A 20,991-nucleotide genomic window follows, 5' to 3' on the forward strand; every position below is an offset into this window, starting at 1 on the left:
CCGATGAGCATCAAGATCATCAAGGGTGAAGGCCGCTCCTGGCGTCCGTTCCGCTTTCCGCCTCGCGTGCGCACCGCCGCCGAACTGGCCGACAGCGTCGCTGGCGACCCGGCTGCATTGCAACGAGCGGTCGCCGATGGCTTTCAGGAAGGCATCGACAAGGGTTACGAGCAGGGGCTGGAGCAGGGCCGAGAGGCCGGGCATCGCGAAGGTTTCGAGCGTGGTGTCGAGGACGGCAAGGCCATCGGCCGTGAAGAAGGCCGCGCCCACGGGCGTCGCGCATTCGACGAAGCGGCCCGGCCGATGGATGAACTGGTCGAGCGCTTCGAGCGCTTCCGGCAGGAGTTCGAGCAGGCGCGTCGCGAGCAGTTACTGGAGCTGGTGCAGAAGGTATCCAAGCAGGTGATTCGCTGCGAACTGACCCTCCATCCGACCCAGCTGCTGACGCTGGCCGAGGAAGCCCTGGCCGCCATGCCGGGCGACCAGGAAGACGTCCGCATCCTGCTCAACCCGGAGGAATGCACCCGCATCAAGGAGCTGGCGCCTGAGCGCGCAACAGCCTGGCGGCTGGTCCCGGACGAGAAGCTGGCGCTCGGCGAGTGCCGTGTAGTGACGGCTCAGGCCGAAGCCGATATCGGCTGCCAGCAGCGCCTGGATTCATGCATGGACACCCTGGCCGAACACATCCGGGCGGAAGCCTGAAATGTCCTTGCGCGAGAGCTTCCGGCTCGACGAGGCGCTGCGCTCGCTGGATACCGTGCAGCTGGCGAAAGTCAGCGGCCGGCTGGTGCGCGTCTCCGGCATGCTGCTGGAAAGCCTCGGCTGCCAGCGCATGACCGGCCAGCGCTGCTTCGTCGAACAGGGCGACGGCAGCATGCTCGAAGCGCAGGTGGTGGGCTTCAACCGCGATATCACCTATCTGATGCCATTCAAGAAGCCGGTTGGGCTCACCTCCGGCTCGCGCGTGTTTCCGGCACCGGATGACGCCAAGTTGCATATCGACGAATCCTGGCTGGGGCGGGTGGTCAACGGCCTTGGCGAGCCGCTGGACGAAATGGGCAAGCTCAGCGGGCGTGATCTGCTGCCCACCGAGCTGCCATCGGTGCATCCGCTCAAGCGCAAGCCGGTCAGCGAACCGCTGGACGTCGGCGTGCGGGCGATCAATTCCATGCTCACCCTCGGCAAGGGCCAGCGCGTCGGCCTGTTCGCCGGTTCCGGTGTGGGCAAGAGCGTGCTGCTTGGGATGATTACCCGGCAGACCAAGGCCGACGTGGTGGTGGTCGGGCTAATCGGCGAGCGGGGTCGTGAGGTGCAGGAGTTTCTGCTGCATTCGCTGGGCGAGGAGGGCTTGAAGAAGGCAGTCGTCGTTGTCGCGCCGGCCAACGAATCGCCCTTGATGCGCCTCAAGGCCACCGAGCTGTGTCACAGCATCGCTGCCTACTTCCGCGACCAGGGCAACGACGTGCTGTTGCTGGTCGACTCCCTGACCCGCTACGCCATGGCCCAGCGCGAAATCGCCCTGGCCCTGGGCGAACCGCCGGCCACCAAGGGCTATCCGCCGTCGGTATTCGGCATGCTGCCGGAATTGGTGGAAAGCGCCGGCAATGGTGCCAACGACAATGGCAGCCTCAGTGCGTTGTACACCGTACTCGCTGAAGGTGATGACCAGCAGGACCCAATCGTCGATTGCGCACGGGCGATTCTCGACGGCCACATCGTGCTGTCGCGCCGATTGGCCGATGCCGGGCACTACCCGGCCATCGACATCTGCGCATCGGTCAGCCGCTGCATGAGCCAGGTCGGCCAGCCGCCGCATCTGGGCGCGGCGCGCCAGCTCAAGGAGTTCTACAGCACCTACGAGAAGATCAAGGAACTGATCCCGCTGGGCGGCTACAGCCCGGGCGCAGACCTGAAAACCGACCGCGCCGTGAAGCTGGCACCCACCATCGAGCGCTTCCTGCGCCAAGAGGTGGGCGAGGCCGCGGAGCTGGAAACCAGTCTCACCATCCTGCAGAGCATCATCAAACAACCATGAAGCAGCAGATCGAAACGCTCACGCGCCTGGCCAGCCTGCGTGGCAACCGGGTCAAGCAGATGCTCGGGCAGGTTCAGTATCAGCAGAACCTCTGCCAGCGCTATCGCAACAACATCACCGGGTTGAGTCGCCTGTGCGGCTTCAGTGTGCCGATGAGCACGCCGTTGCAGCGTGACAACCAGCAGCGCTACAAGGCCACGCTGTACAAGATGGTCGAGCTGCAGCGCCGCGAACTGGCGGTGGCCGAGCAGGCCCTGACGCGCATTCAGCAGGAGCTGCTGCAGGCCATGCGCAGCGAGAAGGTGGTCGAGCATGTGATCGAGGCCAAGATGCAGCAGTGGCAGCAACTGTTGATGGCGCAGGAACAGAAGATTCAGGACGGTCTGGCGGCGCAGACCTGGTGGCGAAACCAGATTGCCTAGGTCGCTTCGGCTGTAGGAGCCAGGGGGACGCCAAGTCCTTGCTGGCGATCACGGTACACCCGGCGCCGCACGGCGCTAACGGCGCCACTCGTCCGTCCGATTGCAAAAAAGATTTAAGTAATCCGCCCGAGCGGTCGCTTGTTAGGCAGTAACCACCGAGTTGGAACGAAATCATGGAAATCAGCCGGCAGTTCAAGCCCGCCATTACAATGCCCACCGAGACCGCCGCGGCGCGTCCGGCCAGCGCCCGTCCTGCTGCCCAGGCAACCGCACGTCCAGCCGCAAGCCTGCCGCTGGAGCAAATGCAGGATGCCCTGCGCGCCATGCCCGAGGTTGATATGGATCGGGTAGCGGCCATCAAGCAAGCCCTGCAGCGCGGCGAAATCTCCACCGACGTAGGTGAGCTGGCCAGCAGCATGCTCAGCTACCACCGTGGAAACGATGCGTGAGCCAGCGTGAGAAGTTGCTGTCAGTCGTCGATGACGACCTGCAACAGGACTGCGGCGATTACCTCGCCCTGCGCGAGCTGATGCAGGAACTCTACGGACGTCTGCTCGAACGCGATGTGCTGGAGATCGATCGCATCAACCTGCAGATCACCGTCCGCGTCGAAGCCATTGCCGCGCGTGCCCAGCGCCGCAGCAAGGTGCTGGCGGCTTTCCGTCTGGAAACCTCGGGCGTGGGCATGCGGCGGCTGTTGTCCAGCTGCACGGGTGAGCGCGGCGAATCCCTCCAGCAGCATTGGCGCCAGGTTGGCGACCTCGCCGTGCAGTGCCAGCAGTTCAACGAGCACAACGGCAAGCTGCTCGCCATGCACCACGACATCCTTCAGCAGCTGCTCGCCGGTGGGCAGGACGCGCGGCTCTACTCGCCTCAGGCCTACTGAGGCGTAACGTTCGACTCCCTGCGCCTTCCCATGAGCAGAGCACGTCGCGCTGGCCTCATGGGGGATAAATCATGCAGCGTGTTTTAAAGCGAAACGTTGGATGGGAAAAGCGAACCCGTCTTACGTCCAGTGGTGGTCGAGGTTTCCTCTAGTCCGCCGATCGCCAGCAAGCTGGCTCCTACAGGAGCGCGCTATCGCGGCGGCGGCTGTCTGTCGTGACGCACCCAACCTGCACGTATCGCTTTTCGTAGGAGCCAGCTTGCTGGCGATCAAAGTCTGCGAGCGCCATCAAGTAAAAAGGCTCGTCTCGAGCCCAAGCCTTCCACAGCTCAATCCACTGCATGGCGCTTTTGGGCGCGACCCACGATCGTCAAGCCGCTCGTGCTGATAAGGATTAATCCTTTTCGGTTGCCGCTTTAACTCCCTCGCCTTTCACGTCGCCTTTATAGACAGATGTTCCGCCATCGGCCGAGGCGGAAACGGTGCTTCCCCGTTTCCTCGTCTTGTCGCGTTGCGGAAGCCTTTTTTCTGCATGGCCGGCTCTGAAACGCCTGTAATACGGGTATTCGAGAACTGGCATCCAACTTGCTCTACCTGTTTCAAGAGGGGATGGTGATGGCTATAAATTCCGATTACGTACAACAGATGTCGACGCAGTTGGCCACCTACGAAGTTCAGGGTTCGTTGGATCGGCTTAACCGCAACGAATCGCGCTACAAGGCTCAGCGCGACGCGTTGAGCTCGCTGCGCACGTCGATGACGACTTTCAAGTCGGCCATCACCAAGCTCAACAGCACTACGACGAGCATGCTGACCAATAGCGCGACCTTCAGCCAGGAGGGGTACGCCACCGCCACGGTCGGAACCACAGCGCAATCGGGAAGCTATGACTTCTTCGTCAAACGGCTCGCCAGCAAAGACCAGGTCGCGCTGCAGGGATTTACCGATGCCAGCCTGGCCGGCGGAGGCACGCTCACGATCGGACAGGTTGGCGTTCCTTCGTTCGGGGTAGACATGGCTGGCATTACCACGCTTGACGGCCTTGCCAGCGCCATCAACGGTGCAGCTGATAATTCAGGTGTTCAAGCCACCCTGGTGCGTAGCGACGGCATCGTCAATCTCGTACTGACCAGCACGACAACCGGTGCCAATCAAGCCATCAGCCTGAGCGCTGCTGGCAATACAGACGTCGAAGCTGCTGTTACCGCTCCAGTACGCCTGTCCAGTGCGGCAGATGCCGAGGTTTATCTCGGGCGCGATGCGACCGGCATCAAACTGACCAGCACGAGCAACACGTTTGCCAACGTCATTGACGGCGTCAGCATGACGTTCACCAAGGCGCATGCGGCCGGAGAGGCACTCACGATCGACATTGCGCAAGACAAGGCCGGCACCCAGGCCAAGGCGCAGACCTTCATCGACGCCTTCAATGCGCTGATGACCAGCTTCGATTCGCTGACCGCCAGTGGCGGTGACAGTGCCAAGCGTGGCGCTCTGGCCGGCGATTCCAGCGTGCGCTCCATCGAGAGCCGCCTGAACGGCTTGCTGCGTGCCGATTTCGGTGGCAAGAGCCTGATCGAGTTCGGCATCAGTGCCGACCGTAACGGCAAGCTGACGATCGACGCCAAGCGTTTCGAAGCCGCGGTCGCTAATGATCCAGCGGGCTTCGAGGAGCTGTTCACTGGCACCGACAAGCTGCTCGACAGCATGGACAAAACCGTCGCCGCGTACACCAGCAGCACCAACGGGCTGCTGAAGAACCGCATGGACACGCTGGACATGAACCTGCGCCGTATCGACGAGCAGTTCGAGAACCTCCAGCAGCAGTACGACACCCATTACAGCCGCTACCTGCGGCAGTTCACCACCATGATGCAGACCATGCAGAGCATGGAGCAGACCAGCGGAATGTTCTCGATGCCAACCACACCGCAAGCTAACGGATTGTTCTCATGAACAGCTATCACCCTAACGACAGTTATGACAGCTACCGCTCGGTAGACCTTGAGGCGCGTGCAGCCTCGGCGTCCCCTTACGAACTGGTGCTGGTGCTGATGGACGGCCTGCTGGACGAACTGGCCCGTGCCCGCGGCCACATCGAACACAAGCGTTACCAGCAGAAGGGCGTATCGCTGGAAAAGTGCATGAACATCCTCAACGGCCTCAACGGTGCGCTCGACGAAGAGGGCGGTGGCGAGGTGGTTCAGGGACTGGCGCGTCTGTACGAGTACTGCATCTATCGGCTTTCGGACGTCAGCGTGTCGCTGTCGCTGGAAGGGCTGGACGAGGTGATCAACCTGCTCAGCATTCTCCGCGAGGGCTGGGAGGGCGTCAGTGCCGCCCGTAAGTGACAGCGAGCGCCTGATGGCGCTGCACGGCGAATTGCAGCAGGCGTTGCAGAGCAGCGACTGGACGGCGGTCGCCGCGGTTGACGCGGCGATCCGCCAGTGTCTCGAAACACTGGCCGGGCGGCTTGAGCTGGACGAGCCGACCCACGCTGCCAAGAACCGCCTCAAGCAGCTCCACGGTGAAGGCCTGCAAGCCTGTGCCGACGAATGTGAGCGCCTGCGCCTGTTGTTGTTGAACCACCTCGAACACGCCGAAGGGCGTGCCGCCTATCAGCGCATAGACATGTTCCAAGCCGGAGACAGGGGATGATCATCCAGTCAATTTCCGCCCCGCGTGCCGCCGCAGCAAGTGCTGAAGCCGCATTGCCGGTTGCCGCGCGCGCGAGCCACGGTGGGCAAGCCACAGCCGGCCGAGCGATGGCAGCCGATGCCCTGCGAGGCTTTGCTGAGCGCATGCAGCGGGCGTCGACCACAGCTGATGATCAGCTCTCTGAGTTCTCCGCCGCCCTGTTGCAAGGTGCGCTGCCTGAGCTGGCAGCCGAGCAGGGCCAGGTGATGCAGGCAGGCGGCAATTCCAGCCAGGGCAATGAAGCGCCCCAAGAGCTGACCCCTGAGCAATGGTTGTTGGGGATGATCGACCAGCAGCTGGCCGAAATTCAGGCGCGCGATGCGGCACAAGTTGCCGCCGCACCTGTGCCACAGGCACTGTCGCAAACCGCCACATCGGCGAGCGACGACCTGCTCAGCCTATTGCCGGGGCAGGCCCAGCTTGCCAATGCCCCGCTCGACGCCGTGCAGGACGATTCGCTGAACATCGTGAAGATGGCTGTTCAGGGCCGCATCGTCGAGCTGAACCCGGTGGCGACGGCCATGCCCAAGCCCATCGTCGAGATGAGCGTCGGCCAATCCCTGGCCGCCGCAATCACGCCGGCCGATGCCATGCCGGCCGCGTCGCTGGACTCGCTTCTGGACGTCGCTGAGCCACTGGAAGCGGGCGACCCGCTGACCGCGACGGTCAAGCGCGGACAAAGCGCGCCGCTGCAGTCTGCCGACCGTGCGCTGAAGTTGCAGGCACCGGAGGCCAAGTGGGGCGAGCAGATGCTCCACGCCTTGCGCGAAAACGTAGATCTGCAAATCCAGCAGAAGATCCAGAGCGCCACCATCCGCCTCGATCCGCCGGAACTGGGCAGCATGGAAATCCTGCTCAGCCACGAGTCGGGCCGGCTCAACGTGCACCTGTCTGCCGCGAACGCCGACGTGGCGCGCCTGCTGCAGCAGACCAGCGAGCGTCTGCGCCATGAACTGGTGGGCCAGCACTTCGTCCAGGTCAACGTGCAGGTCGGCGCCGACAGCGGCGGCCAGCAGGGTCAGCCGCGTCAACGGCCTGTGCTTGCAGGGGAAGAGGCACCTCTGGCGGCCCGGCCGCAGGAGCAGGAACAGCAACGTGAAAGCGGCCGCGCCCGGGACGTCCTGGTAACGGTTTGACCCGTTTCAACCTAATTAGCCATTTGTGAGTGAGTTATGTCGACGTCCCGTATTGTCCTGCTGATGCTGTTGCTCAACGTCCTGACCGTTGCCGGTGGGGTTGGCGTCAGCTACTGGCTGCTCAAGCCTGGCCTGGAAGGCACTGGCTCGGAACAGGTCGCAGCGGCCGAGCCGGTTGAGCCCTCCGAGTACGAATTTTTCCCTGTCGATAAAGTGATCGTCAGCGTGCGCGGCGAGGGTCGTGAGCACTATTTCGTGCTCGATCTGGCGCTGCAGGCGGACGCCTCGGACGAGCCAAAGAACTTCGAGCAGGTGGAACCCATCGTGCGTAACTCGGTGGTGGGCTACCTGTCGTCCCGTTCCTTCGATGAATTGCGTGGACTGAAGATCGGTGAGTTGCAGGAGCGTCTGGAAACAGCCCTGTTCGCCGATTTTGCAGCCAAGAATGCAGCGGTGCCCTTCAAGCACGTGCTGGTCAACAAGCTGATCGTGCAGTAAAGGCCGCGCCATGAGTGCCACTTGCCCCATCGACTATTACGGCGCTACGCCGGCCGGCCCCTCGGTGTTCGCACCGGCGGTCGAACAGCGCTGGCTGATGCAGTACCTGCCGCTGGTCAAACGCATCGTTCGCCAGCTGTCACTGCAGGCCAACCAGGTGCTCGACCGCGAGGACATGGAACAGATCGGCATGATGGGGCTGCTCGAAGGCCTACGCCGCTACGGCGAGCCGGACGAAGGCTTCGGCAAGTTCGCGTCCCTGCGAATCCGTGGTGCCATTCTCGATGAGCTGCGCCGCCAGGACTGGCGCCCGCGCCAGGTCCGCCAGCAAGCCCACAAAGTCCGCGATGCGATCCGCGATCTGTCACGTCAACTGGGCCATGAACCCAGCGATGAAGAGATCAAAGCCCACACCGGCCTCGATGAAAAGGAATACCAGGAATTCCTCTGTGCTGACTCATCCGAAGCGATCGAAAGCCTCGATGAGCTGTTGCAGAGCGGCCACGAGCACTTCCCTGACACCACCGAGCTATTCGAGGAGCGCCTGATCAAGGAGCGCGTGCTGGCGCAAGCGCTGGCGCGACTGGACGAGCGCGAACGCCTGGTGCTGACACTGTATTACCAGCACGAACTGAGCCTGAAGGAAATCGCCCTGGTGCTGGAAGTCAGCGATGCCCGGGTTTGTCAGCTAAGCAAGCAGGCGATCGGCAAGGCCTGTCGGTTTTTAGGGGCTTCTGACGCTTCGATCGCGGCCGCGCGGGAGCCTGTTTTTGCGCGCGGCAAGGCATGAGGAGAGAAGTTTGGTTACTCCAAATGAACGACGAATAACGCTGAACCGCGCAAAAACAGGCCCGGCCCTTCGGGTTGCGCGGCAAATGACGCCATGCGGCGTTGCGGGACTTGGCAAGGGAATAACCATTACCGGCGTCCCGCGCCTTACCTGGCGTCATTTGGCGCAGCAACGCGGCTCGCGCCGAAGCGTCAGCAGCCCCTTAACCGAGAGAAGTCAGTAGTCATGCAGAAAGTATTAGGTGCCTTCATCATCATCGGTTGCGTGCTGGGCGGCTACGCCATGGCCAATGGCGATATGCGCATGCTCTGGCAGCCAGCCGAGGTGGTCATCATCCTCGGCGCCGCGCTCGGCAGTCTGGTGGTCGGTAACCCCAAGGAAGTCCTGATCGAGATGCTGCATCAGATCAAGGGCGTCTTTGCCTACCAGCGCCGTGGCGAGGAATTTCAGCGTCAGTTGCTGATGCTGCTCTATGAATTGCTGGAGATGGTCGACGTGGGTGGTCTGAAGGTTCTCGACTCGCATATCGAAGAGCCGGAGCAGAGCGACCTGTTCGTGCGCTATCCCCTGATCCTCCAAGAAAAGAACCTGATGGCCTTCATCGCTGACAATTTCCGTCTGATGGCCATGGGCAAGATCACCGCGCACGAGCTGGAAGGCTTTCTCGAACAAGAGCTCGAAGCCATGGAGCACGCCCTCCTGCAGCCGGCGCGCTCGCTGCACAAGATCGGCGAAGCCATGCCGGGCTTCGGCATTCTCGCGGCGATCATGGGCATCATCATCACCATGGGCAGCATCGGCGGCAGCGTCGCGGAAATCGGCGCACACGTGGCCGCAGCGCTGGTGGGTACCTTCCTCGGCATCTTCTTCTGCTACTGCCTGATGGACCCACTGTCGAACGCCATGAGTCAGCGGATCAAGACCGAGCTGTCGGCGCTGGAATGCGTGCGCACCACGCTGGTCGCCCATGTGGCCGGCAAGCCCACGCTGCTGGCGGTGGACGCCGGTCGCAAGCTGATCGAGCAGGACGTCAAACCCGCCTTCCGTCAGCTGGAAAAATGGGTGACGCAGTACGAGGAAGAAAGGGACGCCGCATGAGGAGCCGGGACAAGAGCAAGGGCGGCGGCGAGCACGAGATCATCATCAAGCGCCGCAGCAAGAAGGGCCATGGCGACGAACATGGTGGTGCCTGGAAGGTGGCCTTTGCCGACTTCACCCTGGCGATGATGGCGCTGTTCATGGTGCTCTGGATCATCCAGCCGCAGATGAATCAGACCAACCCCTCCTATGGTGAGATGGAAAGCAACCCACTGGTTGATGGCGGAGCCGGTATCTTCGATGGCACCAGCACCTCGCCGCTGGAGCTCGACGGCGTGCCGGTGCGCCCACCGCAGGCTGACGACACCGACCACAAGGAAGGGAAAGGCGATCGGGATGGCAGCCACAACTATGGCTCGACCGAAGAGCTGAAAAAGCTCGCCGAGCTGATGCGCGAGGTCGCCAGCGAAGTCGATGCTTTGGCCAACCTGGAAGTAGACGTGGTCCCGCAGGGGCTGCGCATTCTGATCAAGGACGACCAGCAGCGCTTCATGTTCCAGCGTGGCAGCGCGACGCTCAATCCGCATTTCCAGAAGCTGCTAGGCGTGCTCGCCGGCGTGCTGGCCAAGGTCGACAACAAGCTGATCATCAGCGGTCACACTGACGCCACGCCGTACCGGCAGAAGAATGGCTACAACAACTGGAACCTCTCCGGGGATCGCGCCTTGCGCGCCCGCAATGCACTGGTCGACTCAGGCCTGGGCGAAGGCTCGGTGCTGCAGGTAACGGCTCAGGCGGACGTCATGCCGCTGCACCCCGAAGACCCACAGAGCGGCGCCAACCGCCGGGTAGAAATCCTGTTGCTCACCGCCTCGGCCGAGGCGCTGTACAAGGAATTGTTCGGCGACAGCTACGGCAAGGTGCGCTTTTCCGAAAGCGGGGCGAGCTATAGCGGAGCGTCCGCGGATTAACCAGCTCGGGGGCGGTAGGCGCGAATGAGCGCCTACGGAGCGTGCCACTAAAGCTTGGATCGCGAGCAAGCTCGCTCCTACAGAATTGGCCGGTGGCTGGGCCGACATCCTGAACAATATATCGGGTTGGATCTAGCAGATAGGCCGTTCGTAGGAGCCAGCTTGCTGGGGTGGGATATTTGCAGAAACCGGCTCTTGGAGTTCGCTGCGCCTTGTTCGCGAGTGAGCTCGCTCCTACAGAATCTGCCAACGGCAGGCCCGACATCCGGAACAATATGTCGGGGCGGATCTAGCAGATAGGCCGTTTGTAGAAGCCAGCTTGCTGACGATTGGGCATTTTGCAGAGACTGGCTCCTTGGAGCTCCCTGTGCCTTGATCGCGAGCAAGCTCGCTCCTACAGAATTGGCTGACGGCAGGCTCGGCATTCGGACCAAAATGTCGGGTTTGGATCTAGCAGATAGGCCGTTCGTAGGAGCCAGCTTGCTGGCGATGGGCCGTATCGGTGCTGGATCACGCGGGCGCCGTTACGGGTTCAGGCGCTGGTGTTCACTGCATGGGATGGATTGCAGCGCCTATATCGCGATTCCGATAGGCGCTCTGTCAGGCGCATCGCAGCCGCTGGCGGGTATGTATTTCAGCCGCGGTTAGGGTGGTCGTCTGCGCAATAGACCTGTCGGGTTTCGACGCCGTACAGGCAGGCGCCGACCTGCTCGAGGGTGATGCGTGCGCCCTTGTGGGAGCCGTAGAACAGGTTGAATACCAGCTCATCGTCCATCTGGTCTTTCGGCCCCAGGCCGTGCACCTGACCTTCTTCCACCACCAGCGATGCCCGCCCGAGCAGATCTGTTTCCAGGCGACCGGACGCCTCGACGATGGCCGGCGCGTTGCGTGTCATCGAGTAAAAGCGGCCCTTGTTGAAGACCAGGCTCTGACTGACTTTGAGGGTCGTACCGTCGCTCAGCAAGACATGTCCGCTGGAACTGTAATGACCGTCGAGACTCGACGAAGCCGTGCCAGTGGTGCCCATTGCCACGAACGCCCATAGCAGCAGCGCAGCAGGTGCCATCACCCGCAGCATGCGTTTGCCGACTGCGCCGGTTTCGTTCTGGCTATTCATTGCAGGCACTCTTGTAAATGGTCGCTGGGAATGGTCTGGACGCGGCTCTTGTGTACCTTGAGCCAATTGACCCGGCCGTCACCTTGCAGGCAACGGATCTCGTAGAAGCCCGGGGACATGTTGACGATCAACCGCGCCGGCTCGGCACTTATGTTGCTCATCGTATCGACCAGCAGCCCTGTTTCCTTAATCAGCGAATCGAGCAGGTGTTGGCTCTTCTCCACATACAGCACCTCAAGCGCCCCGACATCGACCGTTTGAGTAAACGACGGCGCAGAGCTGCTGGCCAGGCGAAAGCCGAGGGTCGCCAGGCCCAGCAGCACCATCATTCCCGAGCCGGCGAGTGCCATGCTTTGCCACGAACGGTAACGACGTGCGGCTTTAGGCTGCTCGGTCTTTGGCAAAACGCTCGGCGCCGGCAGGTCCATCACCACCGCGCCATGCTTTTCAGCAATGACCGTCAACGGCGCGGCTTTGATTGAGGGCTGCGCCTGGTCGACTTTCAAATACTGCGGATTGAACAGGTAGCCGCGGCGCGGCAACGTCTGGATGATCTGGTTGCCCGCATCGAACAGGGCCTGGCGCAGCGTGTAGATCTGCTGATTGAGGCTGCCTTGGCCAACTACCCGACCCTCCCAGGCATAGGTCATCAGCTCCTCGCGGGACACCACCTGTCCTGGCACCTGCAGCAGGCGCTCCAGCACTCGGCTACCGGAAAAACCCAGATCGAGCGTTTCTTCGTGTTCATCATGGGTCAGCACGAGCTGGAAGAGCGCGCGGTCGAAGCGAGCCGTGCAACCGTCGCGCCCGGTTTTCAACAGGTGACAGATGAGGGCATCGGTGGCCGGTGGGGTCAGAGATGAGGTCATGAGCGCCTGAGTTCGGGTTTTGCGGATTAATGGTTTTACCGGTGTGATGACCTTGGCAAAACGGGACGCCGGCATATTGGCGTCGTTTTTTTGATAGGGCAAGCGGGTAGACCATTAAAAGCGCTGAGCGGCGAGGGGCCGAGCGCTCCGAACAGGTGCCGTTGGAAGGGCAGATATAGCGTTTTACGGCTGAAATTTAGGATTAATCGGGCATATCTGGTGTGCGGACGTCTGGCTAAAAATAGCCGCCGTTTGTCGGAGCTTCCATGGGGCTGGGCTTGGAAAGCAAAAAGCCCCGAACCAGTCGGGGCTTTTTGATCCGGTCTTAGCGACCAGCGGTACTGCGTGCGGCTTAGCCCAGCAGGCCCATGACCATGCCTGGCATCTGGCCAGCCTGCTTGAGCATAGAGATGCCCGACTGCATGAGCATGGAATTCTTGCTCATGTTGGCGCTTTCGATGGCGAAGTCGGCGTCCATGATCCGGCCTTTGGCCATGTCGGTGTTGTCTTTCATGTTCGCCAAGTTGTTGTTGACGTGGTTCAGGCGGTTGATGGTTGAACCGAACTTGGCGCGCATTGAACCCAGGTCATTCAATGCCGTCTCAAGCAGCGTGATAGTTGCACCAGCGTTGGTGTTCACGGCCGTTGCTGCAACCTGAGTGCTTGCGATCTCGGTACCAGGCGTGCCCGGAACGCTGTAGGTATCGGCTGCTGCGGCCAGGGACCCAGTAATTTTGGTGAGAGCGGCAGTTGCGTCAAAGCTAAGTGTCTCGGCTTGGCTTGCTCCGATCTGGAAGCTGACGGCTGCGGAGAATTTACCCACGGTACCGTCTACGGCTGTGCCGTTACTGAATAGTGTTTCGCCAGCATAACGAGTGTTCTTGACGATGTTGGCCAGCTCTTTGCCAAGTTCGTCGAACTCTGCTTGAAGAGAGATCAGGTCGCTGCCGCTGTTGGTTCCGTTGGCACCTTGTGTGGTGAGGTCCTTCATGCGCTGAACGATGTCAGTCATCTCGCTGAAGGCGCCTTCGGCGGTCTGCAGCATGGAGGTCGCATCACCCGTGTTGCGCATTGCAACACCCATGCCGCGGCTCTGGGCGTTCAGGCGAGTGGCGATCTGCAGGCCAGCGGCATCGTCGGCAGCGGAGTTGATGCGCAGACCAGTACCCAGACGCTGCTGGTTGGTGCTCAGAGCGCTGTTCGACTTGTTCAGTGCAGTGTTGGTGGTCAGTGCGGAGTAGTTGGTGTGAATGGACAGGGCCATGGTGATCATCCTTCGTGCGTTGGGCTGTTAGGAGCTGGCTTGACTGCCTGCTGAAAAGGTAAGGCGACAGCACCAAGCGAAGGATTAAATCCTGACGTCAAATTTTTTCGAAATCGATCGGCGCGTCGGATAAGGCATCGGTTTGGTCGCGGCTGGGCTGTAGGGTTAAGCCTCGTCTGTACCGCTTATTGCCGCTCGGATCGCCAGCGAGCTGGCTCCTACAGAACGGGACGATCGGGCGCCGGTGATCCACCGCTTCTTTGTAGGGGCTGGCCCGCAAACAGCTTTTAGAAAGTGCTGGTGACGACCCCTGCTTCCACGACCTTCGCGTCGATCACCTTGCCGCTACCGACGTTGCGCACGCGGATGACGTCGCCTGGCTGGCCGTCGGCCAGGGCTTCGCCGGAGGTGGAGGCTTCGATGCCTTCGTTGTTGGCGACGATCTTTACCGGCTGGCCGCGTTTGACCGCCATGGCTTGTTCGAGCAGTGCTGGGGTGATGGTCTGGCCGGCGCGGATGCGGCGTTTGGCCGCCAGGCCGACCACCTCTTCGATGCGGTTGTAGTAGCCGCGCCGGGCCTTGGCGACGTTGATGCGTTGCAGTTTGAGGTCGTTGGCGGTCAGGGTCTGGCCGCGGTCGATGATGCCTTCGGCGTGGACGGCCGGAAGGAAGACGTGGGCTTGGCCTGTGGCGTTCGTTGACCAGCCGGGTGTGTCGACGCAGCGAAGCTTCAGGTTCTGCCGCTCCATGGCCGATGGCGCCTCGCCAGTCGCCCGGACCTGGAGTGCTTCGGAGCAGCGCGGCAGATTGGCCGCGCTGGCCGGCACGCTGATGTCGTAACGCAGTTGCATGCCTTGCCAGCCCTGCCGCGTGGCCTGCTGTTCGAGCATCAGCCGCAGGTGGTTTTCCACGACCTGCTGAACCTGCGTTGTGGCGTCCGCCTGCGCCTGGGGCATGACACCCATCAGGAGAAAGGTGACGAGCCACCATGCGGAAGGCGCTTTTCCGCTTCCGCATGGCCGCTTCTTGCCAAGCGGAAAAAGACGCTCGCTGCGTTCTGCCCTGTTCTCTTTTTTTGCCATGAAAATCAATGGATTACCCATATCTGTAGGTTCGGCACGCTTTCTGCAAAAAGTAACAGCAAAGCGGTGGGCTGGGTTCAGCCTGCACAGGCTGCAAAGGGTATCGGCAAATGAGTATACGGATTGATGATGCGCTGGGCGTTCACGAGCGCGCCCTCGGTCTGCGCATGCAGCGCAGCGAGATTCTCGCGGCAAACCTGGCCAACGAAGACACCCCGGGCTTCCAAGCGCGGGACATCGACTTCAACAAGGAGATGCGTCGCCTGGAAAGCAGCACCGCACCGCGCGCCAGCATGGCCAGTAGCGACCCACATCTGCTGTTCCGCGTACCGGGCCAGGCTTCTCAGGACGGCAATACCGTCGAGCTGTCGACCGAGCAGGCGCAGTTCTCGCGCAACTCCATGGATTTCCAGACCAGCCTGACCTTCGTCACGATGAAATTTCGTGGCTTGAAGCAAGCCATCGAGGGCCGTTAAGCCATGTCATTCGATTCTATCTACCGCATCGCCGGCTCGGCGATGAATGCCCAGACCGTGCGCCTTAATACCGTGGCGAGCAACCTGGCCAACACCGACTCGGCCGCCAACAACGCGGCCGATGTCTACCAGGCGCGCAAGCCGATGTTTGCCGCCGTGTATGAGAACAACTCGCTGACCCGCGGCGTCGGTCTCGGTGGTGCCCATGTACAGGTGCTCGACGTAGTCACCTCCGGCGCCGAGCCCAAGCGCCGCTATGAGCCGGGCAATCCGCTGGCCGATGGCGATGGCTACGTCTATTACCCAGACATCAACGAGATCGAAGAGATGACCGACATGATGTCGGCCACGCGCAGCTTCGAGACCGGCGTCGAGGTGCTTAACCGCGTGAAAAGCATGCAGCAGAGCCTGTTGCGGCTGGGAGAATCCTGATGGCGGTGACCAATAACCTACAGGGCAGCGGTCTGTCCGGCGCTGCAGCGAGCGATCTGCCCAAGCAGGCGGTGAACATCAGCGACGCCACGCAGATGGAGAACAATTTCATCAGCCTGATGGTTGCGCAGATCAAGTATCAGGATCCGACCAAGCCGGTCGACAGCACCGAGTTTCTCAATCAGTTCTCGGCGATGTCTCAGGTCAAGAGCATGGAGAACCTGGCCACCCTGGCGCAGAACAATCTGGTGCTGACCGACAACCTGCAGACCCTGACCGCGGCTGGTCTGGTCGGCCAGCAGGTGAGCGTGGCGGTCGAGTCGCTGGATCTCAGTGGGCAGGCCGTCAGCGGTGGCTTCGATTTAAGCCATGCCTCGACCCGCACCGCAGTCCTCCTGACCGATTCCAACGGCACCCAGACCCGCATCGAGCTGGGCGCGCAGTCCGCTGGCAAGGTGCCCTTCGTCATCGACCCGGCCAAACACGGGCTGCGCGATGGCCAATACAGCGTCAGCATCGAATCGGAGAACGGTGAATTCCCACAGGTGGAAGTCGCCGGTCAGGTCTCCAACGTGCGCGTCAGCGCCGAAGGTCCGGTGCTCCAGGTTAAGGGCGTCGGTTCGGTGCCTTTCTACAACATCCTTGAATTTGCCCAGGCCGATGCCGGGCTGCTCGGCGGCTGAGCCCCAGGGCTCGCCAGTCTTCATTTCCCTTTAAGTATCGAGATCAGCCCATGAGCTTCAACATCGCCCTGACCGGCCTGTCCGCCGTCAACGAGCAACTCAACACCATCGGTAACAACATCGCCAACGCCGGCACCGTCGGCTTCAAGTCATCCCGGACCAACTTCGGCAGTCTCTATGCCGAAAGCCAGGCCATGGGCGTTGAAGTGACCGGCACCAGCCAGAGCATCAGTCAGGGCGGTGCCTTGACCACCACCAATCGCAACCTCGACCTGGCCATTTCCGGCGGTGGCTTCTTCGTCACCCGCGCCAGTAACGGCGATGTGGCCTACACCCGTGCGGGCGTGTTCGGCACCGACAAGGACAGCTACCTGACCAACAGCCTCGGCCAACGCCTGCAAGGTTATCCGGCCGATGCAACTGGCAACCCGCAGACCGGCGTGGTCAGCGACCTGCAAATGAAATCCGGTGGTCTGCCCGCCAAAGCCACCGATGCGCTGAGCTTCGTTGCCAACCTCGACGCGAACCAGGAAGTCCCTGCGGTCGCTTTCGATCCGCTGGTCGCCGACAGCTACAACTCCACCTACACCACCAAGCTGTACGACTCCCAGGGCAAGGAACACACCCTGACCCAGTACTTCGCCAAGACCGCTGATAACAGCTGGAACGCCCATTACTACGTCGACGGCGCTGCGGTTGCCGGCCCGCAAGCGTTGACCTTTGACGGCGCCGGCACGCTTGCCGCGCCCATCGGCAAGGTTGCGATCAATGCGGCGCTGACCGGCGGCGTCGATCCGCTGGCCATCCAGCTCGACTACAGCGGCACCAGCCAGTACGGCTCTGAATTCAGCGTCACCAGCAACCGCGCCACCGGCTACTCGGCCGGCGAGCAGACCGGCATGAGTGTCGAGAAGGACGGCAAGGTCTACGCCAGCTATTCCAACGGCGAGCGCCTGCTTCAGGGCCAGGTGGTGCTGGCGAACTTCGTCAATGCCGAAGGCCTGAAGAACATCAGTGGCACCGCCTGGACCGAAACCGCGGCGTCCGGCGCGGCCATGCTCGGGGCGCCGGGTGTCGGCCAGTACGGCAACCTGGCCAGCGGCGCGCTGGAAAGCTCCAACGTCGACCTCACCCAGCAGCTGGTAGGCCTAATGGAAGGCCAGCGTAACTACCAGGCCAACACCCAGGTTATTTCCACCAACAAGGAACTGACCCAGGTTCTGTTTAGCGCACTCTGAGGCTGATCCATGGATCGTTTGGGATACACGGCGATGACCGCTGCGAGCCGCACGATGATGTCGCTGCAGGTGCGCTCCAACAACCTCGCCAACGTCAACACACCGGGCTTTCGCGCCGACCTCGAGCGCGCTCAGGCCGTCGCCGTGGAAGGCTACGGCTATGACAGCCGCCACATGGCGGTGGTCGAGAACAACGGTGTCAGCCTGGCCGCCGGCCCGATGGTCGCCACCGGTCGCGAGCTGGATTTCGCCGTCAAGGGCACCGGCCTGATCGTCCTGCAGGACGGCGAAGGCGAGGCCTATACGCGCCAGGGCAGCATGCAGATCGATGCCGAAGGTCGCCTGACGCTCAATGGCCGCGCGGTCATGGGCGAGGGCGGGCCGATCGAGCTGCCCGAGCATGAGCGGGTTGAGATTGGCAATGACGGCACCGTGTCGATCATGGCGCCGGGCGACTGGATGATGGCCGAGGTCGACCGCATCCGCCTGGTCGACGTGCCGGCTGCGGACCTGATGAAGAACGAGGCCGGCTTGCTGGTCACGCGCAACGGCGAGCCCGCCGCGCCCAGCGAAGACGTGCGCCTGGCCAGTGGTTTCCTCGAGTCGAGCAACGTCTCGGCCATCGACGAGCTGGCCTCGACCATGAGCCTCAACCGCCTGTTCGAGACTCAGGTAAAGATGATGAAAGCCGCCGAGGACCTCTCCGACGCCGGCAACCGAATGATCCGCGGCAGCTGATCGGGAGATAACGCATGAATTCCGCACTTTGGGTCAGCAAGACCGGCCTGGCTGCACAAGACACCGCCATGGCGACCGTCGCCAACAACCTGGCCAACGTCAACACCAACGGCTTCAAGGCCGACCGCGCGGTCTTCGAGGATCTGTTCTACAGCATCGAGAAGCAGCCCGGCGCCCAAGCGGATGAGATCAACACCGTGCCGTCCGGCATTCAGCTGGGCAGCGGCGTGCGCGTCGCCGGCACGCAGAAGGTGTTCACCGAAGGCAGCATCCAGACCACCGGTCAGCCGATGGACCTGGCGATCGTCGGTCGTGGCTTCTTCCAGGTCGAGTCGCCCAACGGCGACATCCTCTACACCGAGAACGGCCAGTTCCAGCTCAACGCCGAAGGCGTGATGGTCAATGCCCAGGGCTTGCCGCTGACGCCTGCCATCGAAGTGCCGCAGGGCAGCACCGGCTTTACCGTGGGCGCCGATGGCATCGTTACGGCCGTTCTGCCCGGTGACACACTGCCGTCCGAGCTGGGCCAGATCACCCTGGTCAACTTCACCAATCCGGGTGGCCTGGAAGCACTGGGCGGCAACCTCTATCGCGAAAGTGTCGCCAGCGGCGAAGCGGTGGAAGGCGTGCCGGGCGAGGAGGGCCTCGGCCAGCTCAAGCAGGGCGTGCTCGAAGGCTCCAACGTGCAGGTGGTCGAGGCCATGGTAGCGATGATCGCCATCCAGCGCGCCTACGAGGCCAACGCCAAGGTCCTCGATGCCGCCAGCGGCATGCAGCAGTTCCTCAACCAGACCGTCTGAGAATCATGATGCGTACGCCCATTCTGCTCGTCGCTCTGGCCTTGCTCGGCGGCTGCGCCAGCTTCAACGAAATGCTGCCGGAAGAGCCCTCCACCGAGTACGAACCGCTGGAGTTGGACTACAGCCTGCCGCCGACCACCGGTGGCGGCCTGTTCCGCTCCGGTTACAGCGGCTCGCTGATCAGCGACAGGCGCGCGGTGCGGGTCGGCGACATCCTCACGGTGGTGCTGGACGAGTCCACGCAGTCGAGCAAGAGCGCCGGTACCAGTTTCGGCAAGGAATCGAGCGTAGGCATCGGCGTGCCGACCATTCTCGGCAAGACCTACCCGGACGTTGAAACCTCAGCCTCCGGCGAACGCGAGTTCAAGGGCTCGGCCAAGAGCTCGCAGCAGAACACCCTGCGCGGCTCCATTGCCGTCAGCGTGCACCGCGTGCTGCCCAACGGCACCTTGCTGATCAAGGGTGAGAAGGCCCTGCGGCTGAATCAGGGCGACGAATACATCCGCCTGACCGGCCTGGTGCGTATCGACGACATCAACCGCTACAACCAGGTGTCCTCGCAAAGCGTGGCCAACGCCAAGATTTCCTACGCCGGGCGCGGCGTGCTCAACGACAGCAACTCGGCCGGCTGGCTGACGCGGTTCTTCGCGTCGCCGCTGTTCCCCCTTTAAGCGAGCCGATCTCCACATGACTAGCCTCATGCGACCACTCAAGCTGTTCCTCGCCGCCGTCGCGCTGTGGCAACTGCCGGCCCAGGCCGTGCCGTTGATGGACCTGGTGGATGTCGAGGGCATCCGTGGCAACCAGCTGATCGGCTACGGCCTAGTTGTGGGCCTCGACGGTACCGGCGACAAGAATCAGGTCAAATTCACCAGCCAGTCGGTGACGAACATGATCAAGCAGTTCGGCGTGAACCTGCCGCCGAACGTCGACCCGAAGCTGAAGAACGTCGCCGCGGTGACCATCACCGCGACGGTGCCGCCGTCCTACAGCGCCGGCCAGACGGTGGATGTCACCGTCTCCTCGCTGGGCGACGCCAAGAGCCTGCGCGGCGGCCAACTGCTGATGACCCCGCTGCAGGGCGTCGACGGTGAGATCTATGCCCTGGCTCAGGGCGCGGTGATCGTTGGCGGCGTCAGCGCCGAAGGTGCAGACGGCTCCAAGGTTTCCATCAACACCTCCAACAGCGGCCTGATCCCCAACGGTGCGACGGTCGAGCGGATGATTCCCAGCGACTTCACCGAACGCCCGGAAGTGATGCTTAACGTGCGCCAGCCGAGCTTCCAGACCGTCACCCGTGTGGTCGACGCGGTGGATGCCTATTTCGGCAAAGGCACCGCCACGGCGCTCAACGCCACCAAGGTGTCGATCCGTGCGCCCCTTACCAGCACTCAGCGCATGAGCTTCATGGCCATGCTCGAACGCCTGGAAGTCGAAGAGGGCCGCACCCGGCCGAAAGTGGTGTTCAACAGCCGCACCGGCACTGTCGTGGTCGGTCAGGGTGTGCGGGTCAAAGCCGCGGCGGTGGCCCACGGCAGCCTGACCGTGACGATCAGCGAGAATCCCCAGGTCAGCCAGCCAAACGCATTCGCGGACGGCGAAACCGTGGTCACGCCGCAGTCGGACGTCACCATCGAGCAGGACCGCAAGGCGATGTTCAAGTGGCCCGAAGGCGCCAGCCTGGAAAGCATCATCAGCACCATCAACAGTCTTGGCGCCACACCCGACGACGTGATGAGCATCCTGCAGTCGCTGGAACGTGCCGGCGCCCTGAACGCTGAATTGATCGTGATGTAACAAGCGCCTGCTTCTGATGAAG

25 protein-coding genes are annotated in these 20,991 nt (G+C 62.3%); 21 read left to right on the plus strand and 4 right to left on the minus strand.

Features of this window, described 5'->3' with window-relative positions; all coding sequences use genetic code 11:
* Positions 1-3 precede the first annotated feature (3 nt).
* From fliH to C1896_01025, 13 genes are all read left to right on the plus strand, one after another.
* A complete protein-coding gene (gene fliH / locus C1896_00965; GenBank protein ID AZZ43621.1) occupies positions 4-702 on the plus strand; it encodes a flagellar assembly protein FliH in 699 nt (232 codons plus the stop codon).
* Position 703: 1 nt separating this feature from the next.
* A complete protein-coding gene (gene fliI, locus C1896_00970; protein ID AZZ43622.1) occupies positions 704-2,035 on the plus strand; it encodes a flagellum-specific ATP synthase FliI in 1,332 nt (443 codons plus the stop codon).
* Positions 2,032-2,457 (plus strand): flagellar export protein FliJ, encoded by a 426-nt coding sequence (locus tag C1896_00975; protein AZZ43623.1) that lies wholly within the window; start codon positions 2,032-2,034, stop codon positions 2,455-2,457. Before fliI ends, C1896_00975 begins: the two co-directional genes overlap by 4 nt.
* A 173-nt stretch (positions 2,458-2,630) precedes the next feature.
* Entirely contained in the window at positions 2,631-2,906 is a 276-nt protein-coding gene (gene flgM / locus C1896_00980) for a flagellar biosynthesis anti-sigma factor FlgM (protein AZZ43624.1), read from the plus strand.
* Entirely contained in the window at positions 2,903-3,343 is a 441-nt protein-coding gene (locus C1896_00985; GenBank protein ID AZZ43625.1) for a flagellar protein FlgN, read from the plus strand. The genes flgM and C1896_00985 overlap by 4 nt, the downstream gene beginning before the upstream one ends.
* Positions 3,344-3,958: 615 nt before the next feature.
* Positions 3,959-5,299, plus strand: coding sequence for a flagellar hook protein FliD (locus C1896_00990; GenBank protein ID AZZ43626.1), 1,341 nt, complete (start codon positions 3,959-3,961; stop codon positions 5,297-5,299).
* Positions 5,296-5,694 carry a flagellar export chaperone FliS gene (fliS, locus tag C1896_00995; protein AZZ43627.1) on the plus strand — a complete coding sequence of 133 codons (399 nt, stop codon included), beginning with the start codon at positions 5,296-5,298 and terminating at the stop codon, positions 5,692-5,694. The genes C1896_00990 and fliS overlap by 4 nt, the downstream gene beginning before the upstream one ends.
* Positions 5,678-6,001 carry a hypothetical protein gene (locus tag C1896_01000; GenBank protein ID AZZ47469.1) on the plus strand — a complete coding sequence of 108 codons (324 nt, stop codon included), beginning with the start codon at positions 5,678-5,680 and terminating at the stop codon, positions 5,999-6,001. Before fliS ends, C1896_01000 begins: the two co-directional genes overlap by 17 nt.
* Positions 5,998-7,176 (plus strand): flagellar hook-length control protein FliK, encoded by a 1,179-nt coding sequence (locus C1896_01005; GenBank protein ID AZZ43628.1) that lies wholly within the window; start codon positions 5,998-6,000, stop codon positions 7,174-7,176. The genes C1896_01000 and C1896_01005 overlap by 4 nt, the downstream gene beginning before the upstream one ends.
* Before the next feature lie 36 nt (positions 7,177-7,212).
* Positions 7,213-7,674, plus strand: coding sequence for a flagellar basal body-associated protein FliL (locus tag C1896_01010; protein AZZ43629.1), 462 nt, complete (start codon positions 7,213-7,215; stop codon positions 7,672-7,674).
* Between the two features lie 10 nt (positions 7,675-7,684).
* Positions 7,685-8,464 carry an RNA polymerase sigma factor FliA gene (locus C1896_01015; protein AZZ43630.1) on the plus strand — a complete coding sequence of 260 codons (780 nt, stop codon included), beginning with the start codon at positions 7,685-7,687 and terminating at the stop codon, positions 8,462-8,464.
* Between the two features lie 225 nt (positions 8,465-8,689).
* Positions 8,690-9,562: a flagellar motor stator protein MotA gene (locus C1896_01020; protein AZZ43631.1), complete on the plus strand. Its 873-nt coding sequence runs from the start codon at positions 8,690-8,692 to the stop codon at positions 9,560-9,562.
* Positions 9,559-10,473: a hypothetical protein gene (locus C1896_01025; protein ID AZZ43632.1), complete on the plus strand. Its 915-nt coding sequence runs from the start codon at positions 9,559-9,561 to the stop codon at positions 10,471-10,473. The genes C1896_01020 and C1896_01025 overlap by 4 nt, the downstream gene beginning before the upstream one ends.
* 634 nt (positions 10,474-11,107) lie before the next feature.
* On the opposite strand, the gene C1896_01030 is transcribed toward C1896_01025, so the two are convergent.
* The 4 genes from C1896_01030 to flgA form a co-directional block, all read right to left on the minus strand.
* Positions 11,108-11,590: a hypothetical protein gene (locus tag C1896_01030; GenBank protein ID AZZ43633.1), complete on the minus strand. Its 483-nt coding sequence runs from the start codon at positions 11,588-11,590 to the stop codon at positions 11,108-11,110.
* Positions 11,587-12,459: a CadC family transcriptional regulator gene (locus C1896_01035; GenBank protein ID AZZ47470.1), complete on the minus strand. Its 873-nt coding sequence runs from the start codon at positions 12,457-12,459 to the stop codon at positions 11,587-11,589. The genes C1896_01030 and C1896_01035 overlap by 4 nt, the downstream gene beginning before the upstream one ends.
* Before the next feature lie 352 nt (positions 12,460-12,811).
* Positions 12,812-13,723 (minus strand): Lateral flagellin, encoded by a 912-nt coding sequence (locus C1896_01040; protein ID AZZ43634.1) that lies wholly within the window; start codon positions 13,721-13,723, stop codon positions 12,812-12,814.
* A 287-nt stretch (positions 13,724-14,010) separates the two neighbouring features.
* Complete coding sequence (gene flgA / locus C1896_01045) at positions 14,011-14,805, minus strand: flagella basal body P-ring formation protein FlgA (GenBank protein AZZ47471.1); 795 nt, start codon at positions 14,803-14,805, stop codon at positions 14,011-14,013.
* A gap of 110 nt (positions 14,806-14,915) precedes the next feature.
* Between flgA and flgB the strand changes: the two genes are divergently transcribed.
* Genes flgB through C1896_01085 form a run of 8 tightly spaced genes read left to right on the plus strand, consistent with a single transcriptional unit; the run spans position 14,916 to position 20,969 of the window.
* The gene (gene flgB, locus C1896_01050) at positions 14,916-15,281 is read left to right on the plus strand and encodes a flagellar basal body rod protein FlgB (protein AZZ43635.1); all 366 of its coding nucleotides are present in this window, start codon (positions 14,916-14,918) and stop codon (positions 15,279-15,281) included.
* Positions 15,282-15,284: 3 nt separating this feature from the next.
* Positions 15,285-15,713, plus strand: a complete 429-nt coding sequence (locus C1896_01055; protein AZZ43636.1) for a flagellar basal body rod protein FlgC — start codon at positions 15,285-15,287, stop codon at positions 15,711-15,713.
* A gap of 5 nt (positions 15,714-15,718) precedes the next feature.
* On the plus strand, positions 15,719-16,396 hold the full coding sequence (gene flgD / locus C1896_01060; GenBank protein ID AZZ47472.1) for a flagellar basal body rod modification protein: 678 nt from the start codon (positions 15,719-15,721) through the stop codon (positions 16,394-16,396).
* Positions 16,397-16,446: 50 nt separating this feature from the next.
* Positions 16,447-17,634 carry a flagellar hook protein FlgE gene (flgE, locus tag C1896_01065; GenBank protein AZZ43637.1) on the plus strand — a complete coding sequence of 396 codons (1,188 nt, stop codon included), beginning with the start codon at positions 16,447-16,449 and terminating at the stop codon, positions 17,632-17,634.
* A 9-nt stretch (positions 17,635-17,643) separates the two neighbouring features.
* Positions 17,644-18,372, plus strand: a complete 729-nt coding sequence (gene flgF, locus C1896_01070) for a flagellar basal-body rod protein FlgF (protein AZZ43638.1) — start codon at positions 17,644-17,646, stop codon at positions 18,370-18,372.
* Between the two features lie 14 nt (positions 18,373-18,386).
* On the plus strand, positions 18,387-19,172 hold the full coding sequence (gene flgG / locus C1896_01075; GenBank protein ID AZZ43639.1) for a flagellar basal-body rod protein FlgG: 786 nt from the start codon (positions 18,387-18,389) through the stop codon (positions 19,170-19,172).
* Positions 19,173-19,177: 5 nt separating this feature from the next.
* Entirely contained in the window at positions 19,178-19,843 is a 666-nt protein-coding gene (locus tag C1896_01080; protein AZZ43640.1) for a flagellar basal body L-ring protein FlgH, read from the plus strand.
* Between the two features lie 28 nt (positions 19,844-19,871).
* Positions 19,872-20,969 carry a flagellar biosynthesis protein FlgI gene (locus C1896_01085; GenBank protein ID AZZ43641.1) on the plus strand — a complete coding sequence of 366 codons (1,098 nt, stop codon included), beginning with the start codon at positions 19,872-19,874 and terminating at the stop codon, positions 20,967-20,969.
* Positions 20,970-20,991: the final 22 nt, after the last annotated feature.

Source organism: Pseudomonadaceae bacterium SI-3 (genome assembly GCA_004010935.1).
In the GTDB taxonomy this organism is placed as follows: Bacteria; Pseudomonadota; Gammaproteobacteria; order Pseudomonadales; family Pseudomonadaceae; genus Stutzerimonas.